This is a genomic window from Harryflintia acetispora (genome assembly GCA_004340125.1).
In the GTDB taxonomy this organism is placed as follows: domain Bacteria; phylum Bacillota; class Clostridia; order Oscillospirales; family Ruminococcaceae; genus Harryflintia; species Harryflintia acetispora.
In genome coordinates this window covers 41,043-64,956 of record SLUK01000002.1, presented here as the reverse complement: position 1 = coordinate 64,956, position 23,914 = coordinate 41,043, and the positions used below count along the sequence as shown (strand labels likewise).

Genomic DNA, 23,914 nt, shown 5'->3' with positions numbered 1-23,914 from the left:
ATATAATTACTATAGTTTGTTTTGAAAAGGATATTATGAAAAAAATAGCAAAAAAATCACAAAAAAAAATCTTAATAAAGACTTTAAGTATCTTTGCAATCGTGAGTTTCTGTTTACTACTTCTGCTAATAATAATTATCAGTATAGAGAGCGGTGAAGATGATCATTATTTGGTATTCAGTGAATTAGGTGGAAGTAACTACAATGAAGAGATCGCACTTACAGAGCAAAGCAGCTCTGAACCTATTCTTACCTTTGAATTGGTTGCAGGAGAAGCCGGAGAGTATGGAAAGCTCGTTACCTATAACAAGGGAACGGAATTTGAAAAAACATTTTATGCCTATTATGTTCCTGCCAGTGTTTACACCGTTACAAATGTGGGAGAATATATGGGACAAATATGCATATACAGTGGTGAAACTTACATTACCGAGGAAGGATGGGAAGAGCCTGCCGAATCCTTTGGAGTCGAATTATTAGATGTTGATGAAACTACTACAATCACAGTGAAAGATGGTCAATATATAGAGATACAGGCTCCGGACGAGTTTTGTTTTAAAGCACAATAAATTGTATTGTCACAAAAACAGCAGGCAGATTGATCGATAAAATCAGTTTATCTGCTGTCCTTTTTTACTCTTTTATAGAAAGCCTGATATTTGTCTCAACAATAAAATTTTTCCTAAAAAAACTTTCGCAGTACCTCTCTGCAATTGTTATATAGCCCTGCTTTTGCAATTCCGCATTCAGCTGTTATATAAAACCGCGTGTTATCTCCCAAAATGTCGCTTCCCTGTTTCTATGTTTCTTTTTCGCTGGCAGGCATTATATTGAAAACAATATTGCAATCCTGCTCCGCTGGCTCGTTGTCCCTTGGCCGCTCTCCTACAATATCCCGAATGGCGTTGAAGGCCGCTGTATTCCCCTGTAAGGCGCTTTTCATCTGTGCGGCCACAAGTGCCATAGCAACCGTACAACCCACTTCTGACAGCTTGTAGGCCCTTAGTCCTGCCATTATCTCTTTATCAGCAGGCATTGTCAGTAAAATGGTTGCCGCCTCTCTCAGCACTTTTTTGTGAGCCTTAGCCTGATTGCTTGCCACCGCCCCCTTTTGTGCAATCTCTTTGCGCTCTCTTTGTGTACGCTTGTTCAACGGCTTTAAATTCTGCTCATTCGCCATTTTTAGCCTCCTTTTCTATACCTCCACAATAGTAAACCTCTCATATCATATTAGTCCGTTGCATATAGCCTCTGTTCAGACAAACCCTGATTTTAAGGCGTTTTATCCGGCTTTGGCAATCTCTTTTTCTTGTAAAACAGGGGAGGGATACTCCCCCGCTTCTATAAATCCATCTAGGGCCTTTTTCATTGTTTCAACAATCGTTTCGATCTCTGTTTTTTCTATAAATAAGATTCTGTTGTTGCGCCTAAAATACTTTAACCACTCTGTAAACTTCCCGCTATGTATCTTGCTGTATAAGCCTTTGACAATCTCCCTTGTAAACAGGTCATTGCTATAGCGGCGTACAAATTCGCTTAAATTCTTCGTTTGCGTCGTATTGCCGCTACCGCTTTCAGTTTGCCACAATTCATAAAGGGCGCTGACACGTTGCCTCTCGACGACTTCTATGCCATACAGCAAGCCGCTTATTAGACTGCGTAGCTGCTCAAGCACACTATACACATCTTTGCCGTTGATATTCTTATACCGAAATTCAAAACGGCTGTACGGGTGCTTGTTATCGCTTTCGAGGGCCTTATTATATATCTGCAACTCAAAGGCGTTCCTCCCATCCCTTTTTATCGTCAACGCCCTTTTGCGTTTAGTGTTTACATCTTGAATGTCGATCGCGTTTTTTATGCCCGTTATCGCAGAAACTAATGAAATGATGTAAAGGCTGTATTTATAGATATCGTCATATTTTAATGTCGTGTCAAATGCGATATCCAGCCTATCAAACTGCCATTCGGAAATGCCCAGATTAGCTTGTATGCGTTCTATAGCGCTTAGGAACCTTACAAGGCTGCTTATCTCTACTCCGAATGCTTTATTGACGTTTAGCGGGTACAGATAGCCTCTGTCGGTTTGTCTTGCTTTCGGTTTAATGATATAGGGCTTTTTGTTGACGGCCTCAATCGGCAAGGGCATTTCAGAGGACAGCATTTGACAGGTGTGCACGATCACCCGAAAGGTAAAGGCAATATTGCTGTCGCTCATTCGTTTAGGCCCCTTTGCGTAGACACCCCTTAGATTTAAGATACCGCCGCAATTCCTTTACCGTTGTAAAAGACTGTATTGCTCTACTATTCTGGGTGGCGAAAAAGCGTACTGCTTCGTTGTCATTGCTCGACAAATAATAGCCGTTCTCTGTGTTTGATAAAATATAATTATCAATTCCTTCCTCTGCATGCCAATCACGCCTAAAGTGTTGTACTTCCGCTTTTAACCGCCGCTGGCTATCCTCCGATGTGTTCCGTCCCATAGCAGCGAGAATCCCTGCCGCCTTTATCCCGCTTGGTGCGCCGATATGTTTGTTGTCTCTCAAAAATTCCACGATATAATTACTCATTCGTGCCGCCTCCTAAAGAGTTTAGCTGCTTCACCAGCAGGTCATAGTTTACAAGGGCTTTGTTCCCGGCATAGATAGCGGGTAGCTTTCCTTGCTTGCACAACAGTCGCAAAGCGTGTTCGGGTAATAGTCCTGTCGCAGCAATCTGCTTGATTGTCATCATCTTCGGATTGTCAGCCATTCTCTTTCACCTTCTTCTCAAACTTTGCTTCCGCTCTCTTTTCCCAATAGCGCATGTTGATCGCTCTCACCTTGTCCTTGTTTTCCGCGCGCCACCTTCTAAAGTAGGCGTTGCGTTCCTCCTTTGCCAGCTTTTCAATATCGTCCATCTGCAATTCCTCCAATAATTTTTGTTTTTCTATTGATCTGCTCCTGTCTTCGTAGTATGATGAACCTACAAGAAGATAATAATAAATTGTACCAATATTTAAAATGTGTAGAAAATATTATTTTAAACTTTCTGTTTGGAAAATGGTAGAAAATAGTCGACCATTAGGAGGAATAAAAAATGAAACAAAAAAGTACCGCCATTAGCGATACCCAATCAGAGAAAATTGCTATCAGATTAAAGGCCTTGCGAGAAGAAAAGGGAGTATCACACGAAACACTTTCAAAGGCAACCGGGATTAGCAAGGACGCTCTGATAAAGTATGAAAAAGCGGTGCAGCCCCATAGCAGTTTTGGAGCCAACAGGGGTATGAGTATAGATTTTGCTGTAGCTTTAGCTCGTTACTATGACGTATCAACAGACTACTTGCTCTGCAATACTGATATAAGGTCCCCGGACACGACGGTTGGCGATATATGCACGAAAACAGGGTTGAGTGAAGCGGCAATATATTCTCTTGTAAACCTAAAGAAAATGCGCTTACAAGAACTTAATTCCGACCGTTCTCTCTATAGTAACGACGGAAATACGGCTATATATAGAATGATGAACGCTTTAAATGCCTTGCTTGAAAAAGACAATGGCAACGACATTTTAGGCTGTATTGGGGACTATCTGTATAACACACATATTGACGGATACGAGGAAGATTCGGATGGTATTAGGCGGATATTACCCGCCGAAGAATTAAACGATACGGACTTGTATTTGAAGATCATGCCGCGAATTAAAGTCTTCCAGAAAGAATTAGAACAGGAAACAGCAAAGGAGAGCGGTAAGAATGGCTAATATCCAAGAGCGGCGGAACAAGGAAGGAAAACTTATTTCCTTTTCCATTCGTGTACACCGTGGGCGCGGGCCGGACGGCAAACAATTGAAACCGTATACGACCACTTTTGAAGTGCAACCGACATGGAAAGAGGAAACGGCACGTAAAAAAGCGGAGGCGTTCGCAAGCGTATTCGAAAAGGAATGCCGGGAAGGAATCAGGGCGGATAACCGCCAGCGCTTTGATGGGTATTGCGATTACGTCATCAAGCTCAAAGAGCAACGAGGGGCTAAGCACTCCACAATTGTCAGGTACAGAGAGCTAGCAAAGCGGATATACCCCCATATCGGACATATAAAACTGTGCGACTTGCGGGTAGACCATCTTAACGAGCTGTACACGGCACTGGCGACCGAAGGAGAAAATAAAAAAACAGGCGGTAAACTGTCCGCTAAAACAATAACGGAACATCACCGCCTGATTTCCACCGTATTGGAACAAGCCTTCAAGGAGCGGCTGATTGTGTTCAATGTCGCAAGACAAGCCGTACTGCCCCGAATCGAGAAAAAGGAAATGAATCACTTCCAACCAGAGCAAATAGAGGCCATCCGGGAAGTCCTTGAAAATGAACCGCTTAAATGGAAAACGCTTGTAGACCTATTGATTATGACAGGGGCTCGACGTGGGGAAATCCTTGGCCTAAAATGGGAATCGGTGGACTTTGAAAAAAACCAGATACATATCTGCAACAACGTCTTATATTCCGCCGACAGGGGTATCTATGAAGATACCCCAAAAACAGAGAAATCAAAAAGATACATTACGCTGCCAAAGGCCATCATGGCAGAATTGTGGGAATATCGGAAGGAACAGCGGAAGGAGTTTCTAAAAGCGGGAATCCCCGATCGGGCGGATGGCTTTGTGTTTGCGCAGTCAACGGGAGAAGCCATGCACCCCGACAGTGTGACGGACTACCTGAAGAAGCTCGAAAAGAAATACCATCTGCCGCACCTCAACGCTCACGCTTTCCGGCATACTATGGCAAGCCTGCTATACTTTAACGGGGTGGATAGCGTTTCGATTTCAAACAGGCTAGGGCATGCGCAAGTCAGCACGACGGCCAACATCTACGCGCATGTTATCGAAGAAGCAGAACAACGAAGCGCGGATATTTTGTCCGATATTTTTATGAAAAAGGCATGATTTGCAGATTAAGTTGAATTATTGTTGTATTTTTCGTCTGTTTTGCAGCAAAAAAAAACCCCGTATCAGCCGACTTTGGCTTAAATACGGGGTTTCTTAATGGTTGCGGAGGCAGGATTTGAACCTACGACCTTCGGGTTATGAGCCCGACGAGCTACCGAACTGCTCCACTCCGCGATATCTGCCTCTTTTTGAGTGCTTAGTTATTATAGCATATCTGATTTTATATTGCAAGGGGGTATTAAAAAAATTTTACAGGGTGTATAACTCCCGTCAAATCGAATGTTGCGCGAGCCTTTTTAATACGGTATAATAAGCTCATATCATCTGCCAAAATTTGTAACAGATGACGTAAAAAGGAAGAATGGGGGACTTCTATTATGTCCATGCACGAAATCGAAAGCCTGGTGGAGTACAGCGTTCTGGCGGTGGCCGCCGCCGATCCCGTTCCGAAGGAGGCGCGGGATATCGTCCACAGTCTGTACCTTTTGCAGGATCAGTTCGACTGCGGCTATACCCTGCTGCGTACGCAGCAGGAACTGGAAAAGCTAAAATACCTCTTTATGCTGCCGCCGGAAAACCTGCCGGAACCGGAACGCGGTGAAGCCATGGCTTTGCGCGGCGAAGGAGGTTTTTTCGGCAAGCCGTCTACTTATTATTATCAGAAAGCGGGCCGCGCCTGCGTGACGGCCGGAAGCCCGCTTTGGGAAAAGCTCTGCCAAAACGGCACCATTACGGGCGAGGGGGCGCGCCCGGTACATGAACTGCCGCTGCTGGAGCTGGCCCATCTGACGGTTCCCCTGCTGCGCTTTCTGGATCAGGAAATCCGTGTGCAGGCGCAGGGGCTGTGGTATACCCTCTTCCCCGTCTTCTCCCTGATCATGCTGGACGAAGAGGACGATGAAACCTTAAAACAGGTGCTCGCGCTGCGCGATCTGCTGGCGACGCCCGAAGCCTTTTCGTTCTGTGAAGAGTCTCCTGATATCGAGGATGAGATGGATGCCGAATGGTTCGCCCCTTATCTGGAATGGCGGCAATCGGGCGGCGTGGCCAACGATCAAGAGCGCCGGGAGAAAATCATGCAGCTGCTTGGGCAACAGGACTTTCGCGCGGCCTGCGCGTTGGCCGACGGCCTGCCGGACGATCAGGAGCGCCTCTACTTTCGCGCGGTCATTTCGCTCAAATATTACCAATCACCCGTCCTCGCCGGCGGGAAACGCCCTCCCGACACCGACGCCTTCGGGCTGCTTTCCCTGCCCGGGACCCGGGAGGCGCTCGCCTCGCTGATTGGAAAGCTCCCGGGGCAGGATTGGGGACTGGGCCTGAGCCTGGCCTGCTGCGACTTCCTGCTGGACGGGGACTACGAAAAGGCATTTGGGGTGATGGCCCGTGCTTTTGAAAAGGAGCTTTATAAGGTGCTGGAGACAAAGACGGACGAACGTGACCGCCAGTTTTTTAGCGCACTGTACGCGCTGACGTTCTACCAGGCGGTCGACCTGAACCTGCCGGCGCAAAAAGATGAGAAGCGCCGGCTGATGAAAGCCAGGGCCGGCACGCTTCTCTCCTTGCCCGAAGCGAAGGAGGCCTTTCTCGGGTTGCGGGGCAAAAAGCCGGAATCGGACTGGAGCTGCCTGTATAACTGCGCCATCTGCTGCATTTTGATGGGGGATGGTGCCGAAGCGCGGACGTATTTCGAGCAAGCCGCTCAGCTCAATCCCAATAATCCCGCGATCCCCATGGCGCTGGATCAGCTTGACCAGACCATGCAAGGGCGCTCCCCCTGGGAAGAGGACTAAGCCGCGCCGGAAGCGCGCGCAAGAAAGTGCTGGGAAACGGCATGAATACCGGCTTTTTGCAGCAGTCATAAATTTGGTCACAATTTTGGTTAGATATTTTCTGTTTTGTGACTGCCGTATGACCCATCCATGGCATACTGGTATCATCAGGTAAAGAGTTACAGTATTTTATGGATATAGGGTGGGATTCATAATGAAGAAAAACAATCGCAGAATCGCCGAGGCTACCGCTTCCCTGCTGCTTTGCATGGCGATCCTCCTCACCGGCGTGAGAGCCGAGAACCTTCAGGGCGCGCGCAAGGTGATACGTACCGCGGCCGCTCCCGCTTCCAAACACGTTTCCCTTCCCACCGAGGAACTGTCCGAGGAGCGCATCCCGCTGGCCAGCCCCGAGGAAGTATTCGGCCAGAACGCCTCTTCTTCCGCTCCGGTCGTTACGATCCCCGAGACCGCCGTCCCGGCTGCCGCGTCCATCACCACCCAGGATGATACCGGCGATGACGATTCTGCCGCGGCCAGCGCGCCGAAGGCCTCCAGCCGTACTTCCAAGCCGAGCTCCTACTGGGGCGAGACCACCCCCTCCCGCAAGTCCTCCGGCAACAGCTCCAACACCACCGGCACCGGTGATCTCAGCGGCAATGATGACAACGCCAATGACGGCAATAATGAAGACAGCAAGCCCGTGCCCCCCGTGGCCAAGCCGGACGGCAACGACGACAACAAACCGGGCGACAACGACAATAAAGAAGACGACAAAAACGACGAGAAGGATCCCACCATCGGCGACACCGGTTCGGAGAACGATCCCGGCACGGATGACAACGACCCCAGCACCGGCGACAACGACAAAGACCCCGATACCGGCGACAACGACAAAGACCCCGATACCGGAGACAAGGACCCGGGTGCCGATCTGACCAGCACCGTGGCCATCAAATGGCTCGGCAACACAAACGACCTGCTCGGCGAGTTCTATGCGCTGGACTCCGCCAAGGAAAAGCAGGAGCTGCTGGGTATTAAAGACAACAATTTCTCCAACGACAGCTTCCGCAGAAAGCTGCACCGCGAAAACGGCGACAGCTGGGAGAAGCTCGAGAGCGAGATCGTCGCCGCCACCCAGTATCAGCAGGGCAGGACCATGTACGTGCAGCCCTACCTGATCAACCGCAAGGGCAGCCAGTTCGACGTTGTGATCTATGCCAACACCTCCACGGACGCCATCGGCCAGTGGACCACCAACCTGATCTACGACTCCGACAGCGAAATCTGGTATGAATACGTCAAAAAGCACCCCTACAACAACAGCCGCGAGGCCTATAAGCTCAACTATGCCAACAACATGAGCTGGAGCGAGCTGAGGGACGAGATCCTCAGCGATGAAAACTGGGTCGCCATCGACGGCTCCGCCGCCCAGCCCGCCGTGCTCTCCATGAGCCGCTCGATCGTCGCTTTGAACGCCACCCCCATCGACCAAGAGGAGATCACCATCGGCGCCTCTGAAGAGGCCGGGGAGATGGAGGAAACCATCGACGAAGTTGAGGAAGAGACCGAGTCTGAAACCGAAGAGGAAGAAGACGAGGATTCCGAGGACGAGGACGAAGCGCATAAAATCGGCTCAATCGTCGCCATCCCCGAGGAAGAGACCGGGTCCCCTGTGATCGAGAAAGAAGAGGCTACAGAGCTGGAAGACGAGCAGACCGAGGAAGAGGAAGCGACCGATGAGCCGGAGGAGACCTCCAGCGAGGAGGACGCCCCCTCTGACGAGACCGAAGAATAAAGATTTCAAGACTGCCCGGCAGCGCTGCTGCCGGGCAGTCTTTTCGTTTGCCGCCGCATGGCGTCAGGTAGCTTTTTGGGCAAAAAGACATTTCCTTCCTGTGCAAAATCAGGGCAAAAGCGACAAAAAGTCATATCCAGTTTACAAAATATTAAAATTTACCTTGTATTTCGCCGCCTGTTCCCCTATAATCATAACGTAACAGCAAAATAAATCAGGCGCTCACTCGTATGGATTCGCAGAGAGGGTCCGCTGGCTTTTGGCAGCTGGAATTCCTCTGCACGACGGGGCCCGGCGGTATCCTGCCAAAACCGGGCTTCTCCAATCATGGAGGGAACGGTCTTTTTTATTTTGCAGGGGAAAAAGAAAATCGGAGTAGAAAGAGGAGGAGTCTAAAAACATGCTCGAACGTTTCTTTGGTCTTAAGGAGCACGGCACCACGGTGAGAACCGAGATCATCGCCGGTATCACCACCTTCGTCACCATGGCCTACATCATCTTCGTCAACCCGAATATGCTCTCCACCGGTGCGGCGGCAACCGGATCGGACCAGCAGGCGGTCTTCAACGGCGTCTTCTTCGCCACCTGCCTTTCCGCCTTCATCGGCACCGCGCTGATGGGCCTGCTCGCACGGGTCCCCTTCGCGCAGGCGCCCGGCATGGGGCTCAACGCCTTCTTCACCTTCACCGTCATGATCGGGATGCAGATCGCCTATCCCCAGGCGCTGGCCATCGTGTTCATCTCGGGCTGCCTGTTCATCATCATCACCGTCTTCGGCCTGCGTGAAGCGATCATCCGCGCCATCCCGAAGAACATCCGGATCGCCATCAGCGCCGGTATCGGCCTGTTCCTGGCCTTCGTCGGACTGCAGGGCGCGGGGCTGGTCGCCAACAGCGATTCCACCCTGGTCAATCTGGTCGACTTCTCCAAGATGAGCGACCCCGAAATGCGCACCACCGTCATCGGCGCGATCATCGCCTTCCTGGGGATCGTGATCATCGCGGCCCTCTCCAAGCTGAACGTCAAGGGCTCGATCCTCATCGGGATCGTGGTCTGCACCATCCTGGGCATCCCCTTCGGGATCACCCAGCTGCCCGAAAACTTCACCATGAATTTCGGCCAGCAGTTCCATGACTTCACCACCACCTCCTTCCTGGCGCTCGACTTCGGTGGCCTGTTCGCCAACACCACCAGCGTGATCGAGGGGATCTTCACCATCACCATGATCGTCATCTCCTTCTCGCTGGTTGACATGTTCGACACCATCGGCACCCTGCTGGGCACCGCCCGCAAGGCCGGCATGCTGGATGACAACGGCCAGATGCCCCGCATGAAGCAGGCCCTGCTCTGCGACGCGATCGCCACCACCTCGGGCGCCCTGCTCGGTACCTCCACCGTCACCACCTACGTCGAGTCCACCGCCGGCGTCGCCGAGGGCGGACGCACGGGGCTGACCGCCTGCACCACCGCGGTGCTCTTCCTGGTGGCCTGCATCTTCGCCCCGGTGGTCGGGATCATCCCGGGAGTCGCCACCGCTCCGGCGCTCATCTACGTCGGCGGCCTGATGATCTCCTCCATCAAGGATTTGGAGACCGAAGACATGTCCGAGGCCATCCCGGCCTTCCTGTGCATAGCGCTCATGCCGCTGACCTACTCCATCGCCAACGGCATCGCCTTCGCGCTGATCTCCTACGTGCTGATCAAGCTGATCTCCGGCCAGTTCAAGGACATCCGCGTCATCACCGTGGTGCTCAGCGTGCTCTTCGTCATCCGCTACCTGCTCATGTCCCTGTAAGGACGGCAAAACGTAACTTTGGCAGCCCGGGCCGTTGGCCCGGGCTGCTTTTTATTGCGTGGGCGCATTTAACGAACCCATGCATATCCGCTTTCTCACCGAAAGGGCCGCGGGAAATTCCCGCGGCCCTTTCGGTTTTGGGGGCTCAGTGCCCCCGGTGTTTTTCTTTTTTGCGTTCCTTGCGAAGCTCGTACTGGCGCTGCCTGTCTTCCTCGCGCCGGCGCTTGCCGTTTTCTTTGCGCTGCCGGACGCTCTCCTCGTGCAGCAGGGCTAGCGCCTGCTGCGCCTTGGTGCCGCTGCCGGAGCGTGCCAGCTGGCGCGCGGCCTCACGCTGGGCACGCTTGGGATTTCCCGCGCGGGCCCCCTCCTCCCCCGCCGCGACGGGCGGACTGAAGCGAAGGGAGCGCCAGCCGCGCAGGAAATGCTCGTACACCGTGTAGTCCTTCGGCTCAGCGCCGAAGACCACCCGCGCCGCGGTGAGCCGTCCCTCCTGCCGGCGCTCGAACACGCCGACCCAGAACGGGTCCTCGAAATAGACTGTCAGCCGTACCTGCAACCTCATATTCAGTTCCTCCTATATGATTCCTACAGAGAACGGACAACCCTAGGAGGCAGGTTACTGACCGCTATTGCGGCGCCGGACTACCAACCGGCTTACGTGTTTTTATCTCTGCTGTTCCATTCTATCCCTTTTGTCCGCCTGTTTCAAGCGTCTGTTTCTCACCTTTCGTTCACAGTTCTGCCCGTCTTCACAAATCCTTCTCTAAAAGTTCAAAGAGAATTTCGATTTGCGCGGCGGCCTCTTTCGCGATATAATAACTACTGACCTGCCTGCAACGGACAATTATGTGAATTCTTATGTCCGTGACGCCTGGCGCTCGCCCTGTCCGGGCGAAGGCTCGCGCTCCGCTGGCCACACATAGATGGGAAGTGTTAACTTGAAGGAAAGGATGCCCAGGAAGCCAAAATTTCATGAGGCGCTGATCACCGTCGGCTGCCTCGCCGTCATCATGTTTTTTGCCATCGTCGTCTTCGACGCCTCGCCGCATATCCCCATGCTGCTCGGCTGCGCCATCGCGGGGCTGGTCGCGCTGAAGGCCGGCGGCTTTCGCTGGGAGGAGATCCAGGAGGGGATGCTCGGCGGGATCACCCAGGCCCTCGAATCGCTGATCATCCTCATGCTCATCGGGGTGCTCATCGGCGTCTGGATCGAGGCGGGCGTGGTCCCGGCAATGATTTATTACGGGCTGCGGCTCCTCTCCCCCCGCTTTTTCCTGGTGGCGACCATGGTGATCTGTTCGATCATCTCGATGGCGGTCGGCTCCTGGGGCACGGCCGGGACCATCGGTCTGGCCTTCATGGGAATCGCCCACGCGATGGGCATCCCCGCCCCCCTGGCGGCGGGAGCGGTCATCTCCGGCTCCTACGTCGGGGACAAGCTCTCCCCCCTCTCGGACACCACCAACCTCGCCTCGGCGGTCACCGGGGTGAATGTCTTTGACAACGTGCGGCATATGTTCCCGGTCGCGGGCAGCGCTTATCTGCTCGCCGCGGGGATTTTCACCGTGCTTGGGCTGCGCTATGCCGGTTCCGATCCAGCGGTGCTGGAGAACATCCACGCCCTCTCGGATTCGCTAAACGGGCTCTTTGTGATCAGCCCGCTCTCCTTCCTGCCGCTCGTGCTGCTGGTGGTGTGCATCCTTTTGAAGGTGCCGGCCATCCCGAGTATCGGGGTGGGAATCCTCGCCGCGGGGGTGCAGGGGGTGCTCACCCAGCACGTCCCGATAAAGGGGATGTTCGAGGCCGCCTACGGCGGGTATCTCAGCCAGACCGGGAACGAAATGGTGGACGGGCTGCTCAGCGCGGGCGGGCTCGAGGCGATGATGTTTTCGGTCTCGATGATCATCACCGCCATGATGTTCGGCGGGATCATGGAAAAGACCGGGCAGATGGAAGCGCTGATGGCCCCGCTCATGCGGCATGTGCACAGCTTCGGCGGGCTCGTCGCCACCACGGTGGCCACCTGCTTTGCAGTCAACCTGGTGCTGCCCGAGCAGTATATCTCGATCGCCATTCCCGGGCGGATGTACGCGCAGGAATACGATAAGCACGGCGTCTCCCGCCGGGAGCTGACCGTCTCCCTGGGGGCGGGCGGGGCGGCGACCTCGGCGCTCGTGCCCTGGAACACCTGCGGGATGTTCATGCTCAGCGTACTGGGGGTGTCGGCCTTCGCCTACGCGCGCTACGCCTTCTTTAACCTGCTCATGCCGTTTTGCGCCATCCTGGCCGCCTTCCTCTTCAAGCGCAAAACGCCCTATCAAAATATGAACCCACAAACACAGCAAGAAACGCTTTAGCAGAAAGGACGCTACATATGGAACCAATCCTGTTTGTCAACGCCTGCGTACGGGGGGAACAGTCCCGCACCCTGCGCCTTGCGCGGCATTTCCTAAAAACATACGCCGCGCTGCATCCGGACGAGGAAATCTATGAGCGCGACCTGTGCGCCCGGCGCCTCGAGCCGCAATACCCCGAAGTGCTCGCCGAGCGGGACCGCCTGTGGGAGGCCGGGAAGCTTAGCGATCCGCTCTTCGACGAGGCGCACCGCTTTGCAGAGGCGCACAAGATCGTTGTCGCCGCACCCTTTTGGGATCTCAATTACCCCGCGATCCTCAAAATTTATCTTGAACGGATTTCGGTGTGCGACATCACCTTCGGCTACGACGATGCGGGGCGGATGAAGGGGCTCTGCCAGGCGGGCGGTCTGCTGCTGATCACCACCCGGGGCGGCGACTTTTCGCTTCCGGGGAGTTCCTGGATGGAGATGGGCGCGCGCCACCTCGAGGCGCTGTGCGCCATGTACGGGATCGGGCGCTTTCACCTGCTCGCCGCCGAGGGGCTGGACGACATAAACCTCGATGCCGAAGCGCTGCTGCACGCGGCGATGGAGCGCGCGGACGCGCTCGCTTGCCAGTTTTAGTAAAAGAGCGCCCCGGGCCGTCCGGCCCGGGGCGCTCTTTTTATTCCAGCAAGCGGGCGGCGCAGTCCTCCAGGCCCTCGAAGAAGCGGCTGATCTGTACCCCGTCGCTGACGCCATGGGAAAATTCCCCGCTCACCGGGATCAAGGTTCTCTCCCCCTCCCGATAAAACTTCCCGAAGACGACGAAGGGGGTAAGATCCTCCTTTTGGTCCCCGAAAAACTGAAAGGAAGAAAACCGGGCGCCCGGCATGGCGCTAATCCCGACGATGTTTTTCGGCAGTACCTCGTCACAGATTAGCCGTCCACAGGTTTCCCCCCGCTCGCTGTCCTCCAGAAAGCGGCGGTAAAACTCCGTAAAGTCGGGCGCGTATTCGGTATACTTCATTGAAAAGAGCTCGCCATTGTCCCTTCTGGGCAGGGTGTAAAAGGGATGGAGCACGTCCCAAATCCCGATGTTATGGTTCTCGTCGTACCCGTAGCGGTATTCCTCGTGCGAATTGACTACCCGGCAGACACAGTAAATCAGCGCCGGGTAGAGCCGCAGCCCGCGCTTTTCCAGCGCCGCGCGCAGCTCTGTGATGTCCATCTGCACCGTGACGTAGATTCCGGTGCGGTGGAAGGCTTCATAGATTTCCCGGCGCTCCCAGCGCTCGTAGTCGATCGTTTGAAAAGCCATCGTTCCCTCCTAGCGAAGCGGCATCGGGTGGCCGATCGCTCCCTGCAGCCCGCAGATTTTTGCCGCGAAGCGCGCCCCCGCCTGCAAGGCCTTGCGATAGATCGCCTCGCCCTCAAGCCCCGCCTTGACCCCGGCGGCGTATTCCAACAGAAACGCGGTGATGAAGGAGTCCCCCGCCCCCATGGTGTCCACCACCTCGGCCTTTTCGGCGGGCTGGCGGTAAAACGAATTTCCATCGAAGAGCAGCGCCCCCTCGCTCCCGCGCGTGGCCACCGGCACCGGACACCCCAGCGCGTGCAGCTCCCTTAAAAACGCCTCGGTCCGGGACCAGTCCATCCCGGAGCAGGAGACGAAACCAAAGTCGACATGCGGCGCGACCCTCCGGAGATGCCCGGGCGTGTACCGGTCGGAAAAGTCGTAGGAGAGGGGCACCCCGGCGCTGTGCAGCCGTTCGATCTCCCTCTCGGGCAGCCGGGAATTGATCGAGGCCGAGATGACGTCGAATCCGCGGATATACCGCATGTCCTCCCCGGTAAGCCGGATCGGGAAGCGTCCGGTCACCCCGCCGTCGTTAAATTCCCCGAACACGCGGTCCCCGTTTACCAGCTCGACTTCTGCATAGCCGTTTTCGCCCTGCTCATGGCGGCAATGGGAGATCTCCACCCCTTCTTTTCGCAGGACCTCCTCGTTGGCCCTGGCGGCCCCGTCGCTGCCGAATACGCCGAGAAAGGCGCTTTGCGCCCCGAGCCAGCGCGCATAGACGGCGACATTGAGCTCGTTCCCGCCGGGGTACATCACCCCGAGCGCGGGGTACTTGTCCACCACATTGAGCCCAACCGCAATCAGCTTTTCCATCTCTGTAACCATTCCTTTCCCGGGAATTTAAAGAAAGATCATCTGCTCCCATCCTAACGCCCGCCGGCATCATTTTCAAGGGGAAATTTCCTTTACCGGCTGACGAATCTATGATAAGATACCCTTGATGGCAATTTCTCGGGATAAACCGGCCGTCCCGGTTTAAGTCTTAAAATAAAGGAGCTTTTCCATGAAACTGATTTCCTGGAACGTCAACGGCCTGCGCGCCTGTGTGGGCAAGGGCTTTGAAGATTTCTTCACCGCGTCCGGCGCCGATTGCTTCGCGGTGCAGGAGACCAAGCTGCAACCCGACCAGATCGAGCTCGTGCTCCCCGGCTACGAGCAGTACTGGAACAGCGCCGAGCGCAAGGGCTACTCCGGCACCGCAGTGTTTTCAAAGCACCCGCCGCTGTGGGCCGGCTATGGGCTCGGCATTTCTGAGCACGACACCGAGGGGCGGGTCATTGCGCTGGAATACAAGGATTTTTATTTCGTCACCGTCTACACCCCCAACGCCCAGCGCGGGCTGACCAGGATCGACTACCGCATGCGCTGGGAGGACGCCTTCCGCGCCTATCTAAAGGAGCTGGACGCAAAAAAGCCGGTCATCGTCTGCGGGGACATGAACGTGGCCCACAACGAGATCGACCTCAAAAACGCCAAGTCCAATGTGGGCAACGCCGGCTTCTCCAACGAGGAGCGCGGCAAGATGACCGAGCTGCTGGAAAGCGGCTTCTGCGACACCTTCCGCGCCCTCTATCCCGATAAGACGGGCGCCTACACCTGGTGGTCCTATATGTATAACGCCAGGGCCAACAACGCCGGATGGCGGATCGACTACTTCCTGGTTTCCGAGCGGATCCGCGGCTGCGTCAAGGACCATATCATCCATCCCGAGGTCTTCGGAAGCGATCATTGCCCGATCGAACTTTGCCTGGAGGGGTTGGAATTTTAACCCTTTTTTGCTCCAAAAATTTGCCCGAGGACTAGACAAGCCCGCGCCTTTGTGCTATAATAATTTTTGTTCTGATCCGGAGGCGTAGCTCAGCTGGTCAGAGTGCCTGCTTCACACGCAGGAGGTCCGCGGTTCGAGCCCGCGCGTCTCCACCACATAAAAAACGACTTGTAGTGACAAGTCGTTTTTTTGTTTCTAGCCCCGCTTCTTTCGATTGGGGTTTTCCGGGAACCAGCCCCGCTCCACCCGCCTGCGCTGCTCTCTGAGCTCGCCGATGCTCCACAGGCAGGTGAAGCCCAGCACTCCCAAAGTGGACGAGACGATCACAGAATCCGGTAGCAGCGAGAGCAGCAAAAAGCCGATCCCCGCCGCCAGGAACGCCGGCCAGACGCGCGCCCCAAAATAGTACTCGCACTTGATAACGACCGGATGGAACAGCCCGATGATCGCAAAGGAAATCAGCCCGATCAGAATTCCGCTCAAACGCATATCAAATCCCCCTTTGCCAAAGTATATGCCCCCGCAATGCCTGTTTTTCGTCACCGGGGCGTTAAAAGCGGAATACACTGATAATAAATCCAGGAAAGGGCGGCGATGGCTTATGGAACAGCAGACGGCGGATTCCCTGCTCGAAGAACAGCTCCCGGTGCTGGACAAGGCAGCAATGTTCATTTTGATCACCATTGCCGCCGTGACGCTTTCTTTTTACGGCGTGCTCATCCAGCGCAAGCAGCTCACCGATGCCGCGGCAGGGCGGGAAACCCCCGAGGCCTGCCAGCTCTTCAGCGTACAGACGGTTTCCGCCGTACTGGTCCTCGCGGCGGTGCTCTACTACTTCTATCTTACCGGCCAGGCGGTGAAGGGCTCCTTCGATTCCCCCTGTGACAAGAAGCTCAAATCCCTGAACCACTTCTCCAACGGTCTGGTCCTCGGAGCGGCGATGATCCGCCTATACAACCTGTTTTTCTCCCGCGCCATCGCTCCCTGCGAGGGGACGCAAGAGGCCGCCGAAGAGGAACTGGAAAATTCTCTTCCCGTTTAGGGCAACAAGATATAGATTACCGGTTGCTTTTTAAATCTATATATGGTATATTGATACCATCAAATTGAGACAAGGGTGGTATACAATATGGAGCAGATCAACATCACAGGCGGCAGCCTTTCACAGCAGGAAATTGACGCCTACCTCGCGCACATCCGCGCTCAGAACCCCGGGCGTACCATCGACACCGTCGACATCGAGCTGGACGGCGAATACGTCAACCTGAGCTACAAGCTGGCGCCCGTGCCCTATGAGAGGATCCGGCGGATCACCGGATACCTGGTGGGCACGCTGGACCGCTTCAACAACGGCAAACGCGCCGAGGAGCGCGACCGGGTCAAGCACAGCGTCGCCATCTGAAAATCCAAAAAGGGCTCCGTACCGAAAAGTACGGAGCCCTTTTTCCATCAATCAGTATTTTATGTACCGGTCCCCGACCTCGCCATAGGTCTTGCAGAAGACCGAATAGGCCGGCAGCCCGGCCGCCGTGAGGTCCTGCTCGAGCTGCGGGTCGAACAGGTAGGTGGTCCCCCCGATGTCGGCCTCGGCCCATTTATGGTAGGCATAGCCGCCATTGGCGCTTCCGGTTTCGCCCTCCACCAGCCGCGCGTCGATCCCCAAAGTGCGCAGCATGACGATCAGCGCCGAGGCGTATCCGTTGCAGTACCCGACCTTGGAGGTGAGCGCGACGGCCGCAAAGCCCTCGACCTCGCCGCAGTCATAATAAATATCCGCGCAGGTGGTGTCCCCCGCCTCCACGTTGAGGTAGCGCATCTGGTTGCCGTAGGACATGTTCTCCACCAGATAATCGTAGCAGGCCGCCACCTTATCGTAGGTGCCCATCTCCTCGTCGCAGAGCTCGTCCATCGTCTCTTCCACCAGTTCCCCGAGCTCCTCAGACTGCAGGCTCTGCGGCTCCAGCTCCGCGCCGTCCAGCACTTCCTGGGCATCCGTACCCTGTGCGAAGGCGCCGGCCGCCGTCGAGAGGGCGAGCGCCAAGGATAAAAGCAGGGTTCCCGCTTTCTTTCGCAAATTCAATCACCACGCAACAAAATTCTTTTCCATACCTTGTCCATTATACGAAGCGTGCCGGAATTTGTCAAGAAAGAGGGGCTGCCGCCAAAAATCACCGCCAACTGAATTTTTGAGGGCCGCACGGCAGAAACTAAGGGTGGGAAAATCCCGGATTCCGGCGCGCCGCCCGCCGCAAAGATGGCGGCAGCCGCGCGCTGCGCGGAGAATGGAGGCCCTTATGCTCAAAAAATATCCCGACCTTTACAGCCTGATCGACCAGGAACCCGAAGCGGATCAGTTTTACAATTCCCTGCCCGACTATGTGCGCGAGATGATCAGCCAGCGCGCGACGAGCGTCAATTCGTTTGAAAGCCTGCAAAACTATGCGGACAACCTGCTGCAGGGGGATCGCTGAAGGTGCCGAAGGAATATGACGACCAGCGCATGCACGCATACTTTGCCTCCCTGCCCGCGGCGGTACAGCAGGAGATTCGCCGCTCGGGGGTGCACATCTCCACCCTCGGCGAGCTGCAGCTCTACGGCGAGCATCTGCGCACCCTTCGCGAGTGCGAAAAAGAGGATTGAAGGCGCCGCTTCTTTTTTGAAAACCGGGGATTAACGCCACGCCCCTCCCAAAGTATTGAAAGCTTTGCTTTCAATACTTTTTTTGCGCGGTCCGGAAGCCCGCGGGCCCCCTTTTCTTTGCCGCGCAATTGACAGCCCTGTGCGGGCTATTGTATAATGCATCTTGCGGCAATGGCGCCGCAAGATATAAAGATTCTGATAAATTTGAGTGTCAGGTGGGTTTCAATTTGCAGAAGTATAAGGGCATCCTTTTTACCATCCTCTCGGCGACCATCTTCGGCTTTACCCCCATCCTCGGACGGATCACCTACGACGGCGGAAGCAACGGGATCACCCTCACCTTCCTGCGCTCCATCCTGGCGCTGCCGGTGCTCTACTTCCTGGTGCGCCGGCGGGGGCTCTCCATCCGGGTCGCCCCAAGCGAAGTGAAAAAAATCCTTCTCACCGGCGTGGTCGGCTCGGCGCTGACCACCATCCTGCTCTACTCCTCCTATACATACATTTCCGTCGGGATGGCCACCACCCTGCACTTCGTCTATCCGCTGGTGATTTCGGTGGCCTGCGTCGTCCTCTTCAAGGAAAAAATGACCCCCTTGAAAATCTGTGCGCTGGTGCTCGCCACGGCCGGGATCTTCTTCTTCGCCGACAAGAGTTCGGGCGGCTCGGCCATGGGCTTTATCCTGGCGATCGCGTCGGGATTTTTCTGGTCCTTTTACGTCATCTACCTCGATAAATCCGGGCTGAAGAATATGTACTACTTCAAGCTCTCCTTCTACCTGTGCAGCGTGGCGGGGATCACCGCCGGGCTCTTCGGGCTGGTGAGCGGCCAGCTCGCCGTGCTCCAGCTGACGCCCAAGGCGTGGCTGTATTCCTTCATTGTCGCCGTGCTCACCTCGGTGGGGGCGGTCACCCTCTTCCAGCTCGGCGTGCTCTACGTCGGGCCGTCCACCTCGGCCATCCTCTCGACCTTCGAGCCGATCACGAGCATAGTCTGCGGCGTGCTCATACTGGGCGAGTCGCTCTCGCTGCTCAAGATTATCGGCTGCGTGCTGATTCTCTCGGGCGTGATCCTGATCACCCTCTCCGAGTCCAAGAAGTCGCCGCCCGCCGATCCTCCCGCCGAGGACGACACAGACGGCACCGGGAGCGACGCCGTGGAGGTACCGGCATTGGAGCCCCGGCAGCCGCTGGAGCAATAGCGTGTCTTAAGCCTTTTCCCAAAGGACTGAAAGCGTTGCTTTCAGTCCTTTTTTTCATCATCAGGCCCCCGGATCGCCGGGGCTCCCGCTGTCCGCCGCCAAAACCGGCATCCCTTTTTATGATCCGAAATCCACCGCTTTGCATAGGATGGTGTGCCGGAGTTTATCCGCCGGCCCTGCGCGCCAACCGCGCAGGAGACACAGAAAAAAGGATGTGAAAGCTTGCAGGAGATTCCAATCAGCGGGATCGACATCTCACAATATCAAACCTCCCGCGCCAGGATCGATTTTGAGACGGTCTACAGCAGCGGGGTGCGCTTTTGCATGGTGCGCGCGGGCTGGTGCGGCTATGACGGCGGGCTGGCGGCCGACCCGAACCTCGAGGTGACCATCACCGACGCGCTCAAAGCCGGCGTGCAGGTCGGGCTCTACGTCTACTCCTACGCGCGCAGCGAGCAGGCCGCCAGGCGGGCCGCGCAGGAGACGATCGCCCTGGCCCGCGGGTACCGGATCAGCTATCCCATCGCCATTGACGTGGAGGACTCGCGCCTGACCAGCGTACTGACCAAGGAGGAGATCACCGACACGGTAATCGCCTTTTGCAGCGAGGTGGAGCGGCTCGGCTACTATGCCATGTTCTACACCTATTTCTATTTTGCCAAGCTCTATCTCGAGATGGAACGGCTGGACGCCTACGACTTCTGGCTGGCCGACTACACCCAGAAGCCGGACTATCAGGGCGAATACGGCATGTGGCAATACACCGGCAGCAGCGGCACCTGTCCGGGTGTCAAGGGCCCGTGCGACCGCGACTGGGCCTATAAGGACTATGCCGCCATCATAAAGGCGGCGGGCCTCAACGGCCTGTCTCCGATCGAAGGCTCCCCCACCGGCCCCCAAGAGGGAAAGCCGGGCCAGCAGGAGCCTTTCCCGGAGGGCACGCCTCCCGCGCAGCCGCCGGAAAATCCAGACGGATCAGGATCACAGCCGGATACCCCTTCCGGCAGTCAGGGCACGGGGCTCTTCGCCGCCCTTCGGCGCCTGCTGCTCCGGATCATCAGGTTTTTCCGGCGGTTGTTCTAGTACGCGTTCCCCGCCCGCGGGCGGGGATTTACATAGGTCACAAATACCATTTTTACATAGACCAGGAGGAATCTTTCGTGATGAATCGCAATAACAGGTCATCCTCTTCCCAGCCCGCCGCACGGGATGTTCCAACGACCCCCGTCGCCCCCGAAGGCGGACGTCCGGTCGCTCCGGGCCCCGACGTCCCTGTGCCGCCCATCGCTCCCGAGGGCGGTCGTCCGGTCGCTCCGGGCCCCGATATTCCGGTACCGCCCATCGCTCCAGAAGGCGGTCGCCCGGTCGCTCCGGGCCCCGATATTCCGGTACCACCCATCGCCCCGGAAGGCGGCCGCCCGGTCGCACCCGGGCCCATTATGCCTCCCGCGCAGGGCTACTGCCGGGTGCGCTTCCTGCACGCGGCAGTGGGCTATGCCCCTCTGAACGTGGTCGTGGGCGGAAGGATGATGGCGAACAACCTCGCCTTCGGCGAGCTGACGGGCTACCGCAACGTGCCGGACGGCTTTCGCACCGTGGTCGTGCGCTCGGGAAACGGCCTGCTGCTGCGCAAAAATTTCCCCTTCAAGTCCGGGGAGACCATCACCCTCGCCATCGTCAACGCCCCCTCGGGTATCGAGCTGGCGCAGATTAACGACATCCCCTGCCAGAACGTCTCGCGCAGCCTCTCCTGCCTGCGGGTGGTGAATCTCATCTACGACTCCCAGGCGCTGGACATGAACCTCTATGACGGGCGCACCGTCTTTTCCGACGTGCGCTTCAAGGAAGCGACCCCCTTCAAGACCATCCGGCCGGGGCTCTACTTCTTCTACATCACCCCCACCCCGCTCGAGGCGGACATCGAAACGGTGGAGGACATCTCCTCCGACTTCCCCCGCCCCGACGTGCTGGTCTCCTTCGCGGCGGACATCGGCGAACGCTCGACCTATACCGTCTATCTGCTCGGCTCAGTCTCCCCGGATTCCATCCTGAAGGTCCTGCTGGTGGAGGACCCCCGCTGAAGCCTTCCGTCAATGGAATGCGCCCTTCTCAAAGTATGGCAGGCGACGCCTGCCATACTTTGAGAAGGGCGCATTTTCGGCTTATTCGGTGATGGGCTTTGCTTTTTCCTTGGTGTGCTTGGGCTTTCCCTGCAGCTCAGGCACCGGCGGCACCTCGTTTTTCGGAGGCTTGTGCGCGGGAGAAGGCCGCTTCATTCCCTGTTTTGCCATGTTAATCACCTCATCCATTAGGATTTTCCAAAACTTCCGAAATATTACACCGGGCAAAACAGTTGACAAAAGATTTAAAAACTGCTATACTAATCATGTATTCTAAATGTACCAAATGAACTCACATGTTTTTGTAAGTCATGGTCCGTTTCATGATTTACAAAAGCATGTGAGTTTTTCGTTGCCGGTCTTTTCCGTGCACACCAAGTACGTCTCTGAATATGAAATTTATAAACAGGAGGTACCTAACATGAATAAGGGTACGGTAAAATGGTTTAACGCGGACAAGGGCTTTGGCTTCATCTCCAACGACGAGGGCGGCGAGGATGTCTTCGTGCATTTCTCTGCGATCGTCAGCGACGGCTTCAAGACCCTCAACGAGGGCCAGAAGGTCACTTTCGAGACCGAGGCTGATCCGAAGAACAGCGGCAAGCTGCGCGCTGTCAACGTCTGCCCCGCGTAAGACGAACAAGGATAAAAAGCTCCCCCTTAAAAAGGGGGAGCTTTTTTGTCATTTTGTGCGTCCCGGCGGCTCTGTTCCTCCCAGGTCCGCCTGGTGGCCGTTCCGGCGCGCTTTGCCTAATTGGGCGTGATCGTCCCTTTAGCGCCCCGGATTTCCCGGCGGAATAAACGAAAACCCGCTCAAACGGCCATAAGCCATCTGAGCGGGTTTCCTGGTGGGAATAATTGGGCTCGAACCAACGACCTCCTGCATGTCAAGCAGGCACTCTAACCAGCTGAGCTATACTCCCATCTCTGTGCGAGAAATATCGCGAATATTATTTTATCGCATTGCTGTGAAAATGTCAACCTCTTTTTTTCATTTTTCCCGTTTTCCTCACAATTATCTCAGCTGTGCCGAAAATCCTCGACCACTTCGGAAAAATGAATGGGCGAGCATCCGGCCCGATTGAGCAGCCCCGCCAGCGCCTCGAGCTCTAAACGCTCATCGCTCAGGCGGCAAAAACGCGCGCCTCCCTCCTCCTGCAAGCCGTAGCACATCCGGCCGTCCACCGTCTCGCCAAAGACCGAATAGACCGGTTTCCTGTTTTCCATCCGGCATCCTCCTCCAAATGTCCCATTTGTCCTGAGGATACCATAATTTTACAGAATTTGGAATCGAATTGTGACGAAAGGAATTTTTTTACAATACATTCCCATTGATGACCAATTGAAAGTTCATATGGAAGTAATTGGCCGCGCGGCGGCAGAGAAGCATCCGCCCGAGAAAAATCTCGAAATAGTCGAGCATGGTCCCGGTCTTGGTGTCGATGGTCAGGTTGAGCGAAAAGAGCTCGTGGCGCAGGTCCACGATCAGCTGGGACTGCTCGACGGCGTAGTTGACCCGGTCGTGGATGTCGAAGGAGGCCTCCAGCTGGTTGCGCACCCGGGAGCGGCGCACGTCGCTCTTGTCCGCGAGGATCAGGGCGGCGGCGACCTCCCCCACCGGCACGGCGGTGCCCTCGTCGTGGTTGCCGATCGCGCCGATCACGATTGCCACCTCCCGCGGGGGCATCCCCAGCTTATTGAGGATGCGGTAGGCCATCAGCGCGCCGCTCTGGGCGTGGTCATTGCGGTTGATCACGTTGCCGATGTCGTGCATGAACCCGGCGATCCGCGCCAGCTCGCAGGTGCGCTCGGGATAGCCCAGCGTCTGCAAAATGTCAAAGGCCACCCGGGCGGCCTTGGTCACATGGGCGAAGGAATGCTCGGTAAATCCCTGGGCGCTGAGCATCTGGTCCGCCATCTCGATATAGGTGCGGATTTCCTCGTTGCTTTGGATATCGTCATAGACGATCAGATTTTTGTCCAAACCGTTTCTCCCTTTCCGCGGATGGTATCATATATCTGTGGTTATTATACCACCCCGGCAGAAAAATTCCCACCCCCGGCGGATGGGCCTCCCGCAAAAGTTGCGAAAAGATGGACAAAAGTTGCAGCACCTCCAAAAACAATTGACGCGGCGGCAGCGGGGAGATATACTGAAATCCGGAAGCAAAACCGATAAGGGAGGTAATA

The 23,914-nt window shown here is 55.7% G+C and carries 30 protein-coding genes and 3 tRNA genes; 18 read left to right on the top strand and 15 right to left on the bottom strand.

What is annotated here, in order from left to right:
• Positions 1 to 35: 35 nt before the first annotated feature.
• Positions 36 to 569 (top strand): hypothetical protein, encoded by a 534-nt coding sequence (locus EDD78_RS02985; RefSeq protein ID WP_132083910.1) that lies wholly within the window; start codon positions 36 to 38, stop codon positions 567 to 569.
• Between the two features lie 230 nt (positions 570 to 799).
• Here the strand turns inward: EDD78_RS02985 and EDD78_RS02980 are convergent, their stop codons facing one another.
• The 5 genes from EDD78_RS02980 to EDD78_RS13915 all read right to left on the bottom strand — a co-directional run bounded on the left by EDD78_RS02980 (position 800) and on the right by EDD78_RS13915 (position 2,899).
• Complete coding sequence (locus tag EDD78_RS02980; RefSeq protein WP_132083909.1) at positions 800 to 1,180, bottom strand: hypothetical protein; 381 nt, start codon at positions 1,178 to 1,180, stop codon at positions 800 to 802.
• Positions 1,181 to 1,282: 102 nt separating this feature from the next.
• Entirely contained in the window at positions 1,283 to 2,218 is a 936-nt protein-coding gene (locus EDD78_RS02975; protein ID WP_132083908.1) for a hypothetical protein, read from the bottom strand.
• A gap of 4 nt (positions 2,219 to 2,222) precedes the next feature.
• A complete protein-coding gene (locus EDD78_RS02970) occupies positions 2,223 to 2,570 on the bottom strand; it encodes a hypothetical protein (RefSeq protein ID WP_132083907.1) in 348 nt (115 codons plus the stop codon).
• Complete coding sequence (locus EDD78_RS02965) at positions 2,563 to 2,751, bottom strand: hypothetical protein (RefSeq protein WP_132083906.1); 189 nt, start codon at positions 2,749 to 2,751, stop codon at positions 2,563 to 2,565. The genes EDD78_RS02970 and EDD78_RS02965 overlap by 8 nt, the downstream gene beginning before the upstream one ends.
• Complete coding sequence (locus tag EDD78_RS13915) at positions 2,744 to 2,899, bottom strand: hypothetical protein (protein ID WP_165873080.1); 156 nt, start codon at positions 2,897 to 2,899, stop codon at positions 2,744 to 2,746. Before EDD78_RS13915 ends, EDD78_RS02965 begins: the two co-directional genes overlap by 8 nt.
• Positions 2,900 to 3,078: 179 nt before the next feature.
• Here EDD78_RS13915 and EDD78_RS02960 point away from each other — a divergent pair, with 179 nt between their 5' ends.
• Together EDD78_RS02960 and EDD78_RS02955 are read left to right on the top strand one after the other, a co-directional pair.
• On the top strand, positions 3,079 to 3,747 hold the full coding sequence (locus tag EDD78_RS02960) for a helix-turn-helix domain-containing protein (protein WP_132083905.1): 669 nt from the start codon (positions 3,079 to 3,081) through the stop codon (positions 3,745 to 3,747).
• On the top strand, positions 3,740 to 4,930 hold the full coding sequence (locus tag EDD78_RS02955) for a tyrosine-type recombinase/integrase (RefSeq protein WP_132083904.1): 1,191 nt from the start codon (positions 3,740 to 3,742) through the stop codon (positions 4,928 to 4,930). The genes EDD78_RS02960 and EDD78_RS02955 overlap by 8 nt, the downstream gene beginning before the upstream one ends.
• 100 nt (positions 4,931 to 5,030) lie before the next feature.
• On the opposite strand, the gene EDD78_RS02950 is transcribed toward EDD78_RS02955, so the two are convergent.
• Positions 5,031 to 5,107: transfer RNA gene (locus EDD78_RS02950), tRNA-Met, on the bottom strand.
• 203 nt (positions 5,108 to 5,310) lie between these two features.
• On the opposite strand from EDD78_RS02950, the gene EDD78_RS02945 reads away from it, so the two are divergent.
• The 3 genes from EDD78_RS02945 (at position 5,311) to EDD78_RS02935 (ending at position 10,298) form a co-directional block, all read left to right on the top strand.
• Positions 5,311 to 6,726 (top strand): tetratricopeptide repeat protein, encoded by a 1,416-nt coding sequence (locus EDD78_RS02945; RefSeq protein ID WP_132083903.1) that lies wholly within the window; start codon positions 5,311 to 5,313, stop codon positions 6,724 to 6,726.
• Positions 6,727 to 6,919: 193 nt separating this feature from the next.
• On the top strand, positions 6,920 to 8,503 hold the full coding sequence (locus tag EDD78_RS02940; protein ID WP_132083902.1) for a hypothetical protein: 1,584 nt from the start codon (positions 6,920 to 6,922) through the stop codon (positions 8,501 to 8,503).
• A 400-nt stretch (positions 8,504 to 8,903) separates the two neighbouring features.
• On the top strand, positions 8,904 to 10,298 hold the full coding sequence (locus tag EDD78_RS02935) for an NCS2 family permease (RefSeq protein ID WP_132083901.1): 1,395 nt from the start codon (positions 8,904 to 8,906) through the stop codon (positions 10,296 to 10,298).
• A gap of 145 nt (positions 10,299 to 10,443) precedes the next feature.
• Here the strand turns inward: EDD78_RS02935 and EDD78_RS02930 are convergent, their stop codons facing one another.
• The gene (locus EDD78_RS02930; protein ID WP_079699529.1) at positions 10,444 to 10,860 is read right to left on the bottom strand and encodes a YjdF family protein; all 417 of its coding nucleotides are present in this window, start codon (positions 10,858 to 10,860) and stop codon (positions 10,444 to 10,446) included.
• Between the two features lie 376 nt (positions 10,861 to 11,236).
• Here EDD78_RS02930 and nhaC point away from each other — a divergent pair, with 376 nt between their 5' ends.
• Positions 11,237 to 12,655, top strand: a complete 1,419-nt coding sequence (gene nhaC, locus EDD78_RS02925; protein ID WP_286170677.1) for a Na+/H+ antiporter NhaC — start codon at positions 11,237 to 11,239, stop codon at positions 12,653 to 12,655.
• Between the two features lie 17 nt (positions 12,656 to 12,672).
• Positions 12,673 to 13,278 carry an NAD(P)H-dependent oxidoreductase gene (locus tag EDD78_RS02920; RefSeq protein WP_132083900.1) on the top strand — a complete coding sequence of 202 codons (606 nt, stop codon included), beginning with the start codon at positions 12,673 to 12,675 and terminating at the stop codon, positions 13,276 to 13,278.
• Positions 13,279 to 13,318: 40 nt separating this feature from the next.
• Here the strand turns inward: EDD78_RS02920 and EDD78_RS02915 are convergent, their stop codons facing one another.
• Both EDD78_RS02915 and EDD78_RS02910 read right to left on the bottom strand, forming a co-directional pair.
• Positions 13,319 to 13,954: a CatA-like O-acetyltransferase gene (locus EDD78_RS02915; RefSeq protein WP_132083899.1), complete on the bottom strand. Its 636-nt coding sequence runs from the start codon at positions 13,952 to 13,954 to the stop codon at positions 13,319 to 13,321.
• A 9-nt stretch (positions 13,955 to 13,963) separates the two neighbouring features.
• Positions 13,964 to 14,809 carry a PfkB family carbohydrate kinase gene (locus EDD78_RS02910; protein ID WP_165873089.1) on the bottom strand — a complete coding sequence of 282 codons (846 nt, stop codon included), beginning with the start codon at positions 14,807 to 14,809 and terminating at the stop codon, positions 13,964 to 13,966.
• 190 nt (positions 14,810 to 14,999) lie between these two features.
• Between EDD78_RS02910 and EDD78_RS02905 the strand changes: the two genes are divergently transcribed.
• Together EDD78_RS02905 and EDD78_RS02900 are read left to right on the top strand one after the other, a co-directional pair.
• Positions 15,000 to 15,764 (top strand): exodeoxyribonuclease III, encoded by a 765-nt coding sequence (locus EDD78_RS02905; protein ID WP_079699534.1) that lies wholly within the window; start codon positions 15,000 to 15,002, stop codon positions 15,762 to 15,764.
• Between the two features lie 78 nt (positions 15,765 to 15,842).
• Positions 15,843 to 15,919 (top strand) — tRNA-Val (locus tag EDD78_RS02900).
• Positions 15,920 to 15,959: 40 nt separating this feature from the next.
• Here the strand turns inward: EDD78_RS02900 and EDD78_RS02895 are convergent.
• Positions 15,960 to 16,253, bottom strand: coding sequence for a DUF4491 family protein (locus EDD78_RS02895; protein ID WP_132083897.1), 294 nt, complete (start codon positions 16,251 to 16,253; stop codon positions 15,960 to 15,962).
• A gap of 112 nt (positions 16,254 to 16,365) precedes the next feature.
• Here EDD78_RS02895 and EDD78_RS02890 point away from each other — a divergent pair, with 112 nt between their 5' ends.
• Positions 16,366 to 16,806 (top strand): hypothetical protein, encoded by a 441-nt coding sequence (locus tag EDD78_RS02890; protein ID WP_132083896.1) that lies wholly within the window; start codon positions 16,366 to 16,368, stop codon positions 16,804 to 16,806.
• A gap of 87 nt (positions 16,807 to 16,893) precedes the next feature.
• Positions 16,894 to 17,166, top strand: a complete 273-nt coding sequence (gene nrdD, locus EDD78_RS02885) for an anaerobic ribonucleoside-triphosphate reductase (RefSeq protein WP_079699537.1) — start codon at positions 16,894 to 16,896, stop codon at positions 17,164 to 17,166.
• A 51-nt stretch (positions 17,167 to 17,217) separates the two neighbouring features.
• Here nrdD and EDD78_RS02880 read toward each other — a convergent pair whose 3' ends face one another.
• Positions 17,218 to 17,838, bottom strand: coding sequence for a transglutaminase-like domain-containing protein (locus EDD78_RS02880; protein WP_132083895.1), 621 nt, complete (start codon positions 17,836 to 17,838; stop codon positions 17,218 to 17,220).
• A gap of 220 nt (positions 17,839 to 18,058) precedes the next feature.
• On the opposite strand from EDD78_RS02880, the gene EDD78_RS13910 reads away from it, so the two are divergent.
• The 5 genes from EDD78_RS13910 to EDD78_RS02860 all read left to right on the top strand — a co-directional run bounded on the left by EDD78_RS13910 (position 18,059) and on the right by EDD78_RS02860 (position 21,685).
• Positions 18,059 to 18,235, top strand: a complete 177-nt coding sequence (locus EDD78_RS13910; protein WP_165873088.1) for a hypothetical protein — start codon at positions 18,059 to 18,061, stop codon at positions 18,233 to 18,235.
• A gap of 2 nt (positions 18,236 to 18,237) precedes the next feature.
• Positions 18,238 to 18,405, top strand: a complete 168-nt coding sequence (locus tag EDD78_RS13905; protein WP_159448996.1) for a hypothetical protein — start codon at positions 18,238 to 18,240, stop codon at positions 18,403 to 18,405.
• Between the two features lie 227 nt (positions 18,406 to 18,632).
• A complete protein-coding gene (locus EDD78_RS02875) occupies positions 18,633 to 19,604 on the top strand; it encodes a DMT family transporter (RefSeq protein ID WP_132083894.1) in 972 nt (323 codons plus the stop codon).
• Between the two features lie 222 nt (positions 19,605 to 19,826).
• A complete protein-coding gene (locus EDD78_RS02870; protein ID WP_165873087.1) occupies positions 19,827 to 20,687 on the top strand; it encodes a glycoside hydrolase family 25 protein in 861 nt (286 codons plus the stop codon).
• A gap of 80 nt (positions 20,688 to 20,767) precedes the next feature.
• On the top strand, positions 20,768 to 21,685 hold the full coding sequence (locus tag EDD78_RS02860) for a DUF4397 domain-containing protein (RefSeq protein WP_286170728.1): 918 nt from the start codon (positions 20,768 to 20,770) through the stop codon (positions 21,683 to 21,685).
• Positions 21,686 to 21,766: 81 nt separating this feature from the next.
• Here the strand turns inward: EDD78_RS02860 and EDD78_RS14165 are convergent, their stop codons facing one another.
• On the bottom strand, positions 21,767 to 21,895 hold the full coding sequence (locus tag EDD78_RS14165; RefSeq protein ID WP_278335620.1) for a hypothetical protein: 129 nt from the start codon (positions 21,893 to 21,895) through the stop codon (positions 21,767 to 21,769).
• 250 nt (positions 21,896 to 22,145) lie between these two features.
• On the opposite strand from EDD78_RS14165, the gene EDD78_RS02855 reads away from it, so the two are divergent.
• Complete coding sequence (locus tag EDD78_RS02855; protein ID WP_079699542.1) at positions 22,146 to 22,358, top strand: cold-shock protein; 213 nt, start codon at positions 22,146 to 22,148, stop codon at positions 22,356 to 22,358.
• A gap of 212 nt (positions 22,359 to 22,570) precedes the next feature.
• Here the strand turns inward: EDD78_RS02855 and EDD78_RS02850 are convergent.
• From EDD78_RS02850 to EDD78_RS02840, 3 genes are all read right to left on the bottom strand, one after another.
• Positions 22,571 to 22,647 (bottom strand) — tRNA-Val (locus EDD78_RS02850).
• A gap of 97 nt (positions 22,648 to 22,744) precedes the next feature.
• The gene (locus EDD78_RS02845; protein ID WP_079699543.1) at positions 22,745 to 22,951 is read right to left on the bottom strand and encodes a hypothetical protein; all 207 of its coding nucleotides are present in this window, start codon (positions 22,949 to 22,951) and stop codon (positions 22,745 to 22,747) included.
• An 88-nt stretch (positions 22,952 to 23,039) separates the two neighbouring features.
• A complete protein-coding gene (locus EDD78_RS02840) occupies positions 23,040 to 23,642 on the bottom strand; it encodes an HD domain-containing protein (protein WP_079700457.1) in 603 nt (200 codons plus the stop codon).
• Between the last annotated feature and the right edge of the window lie 272 nt (positions 23,643 to 23,914).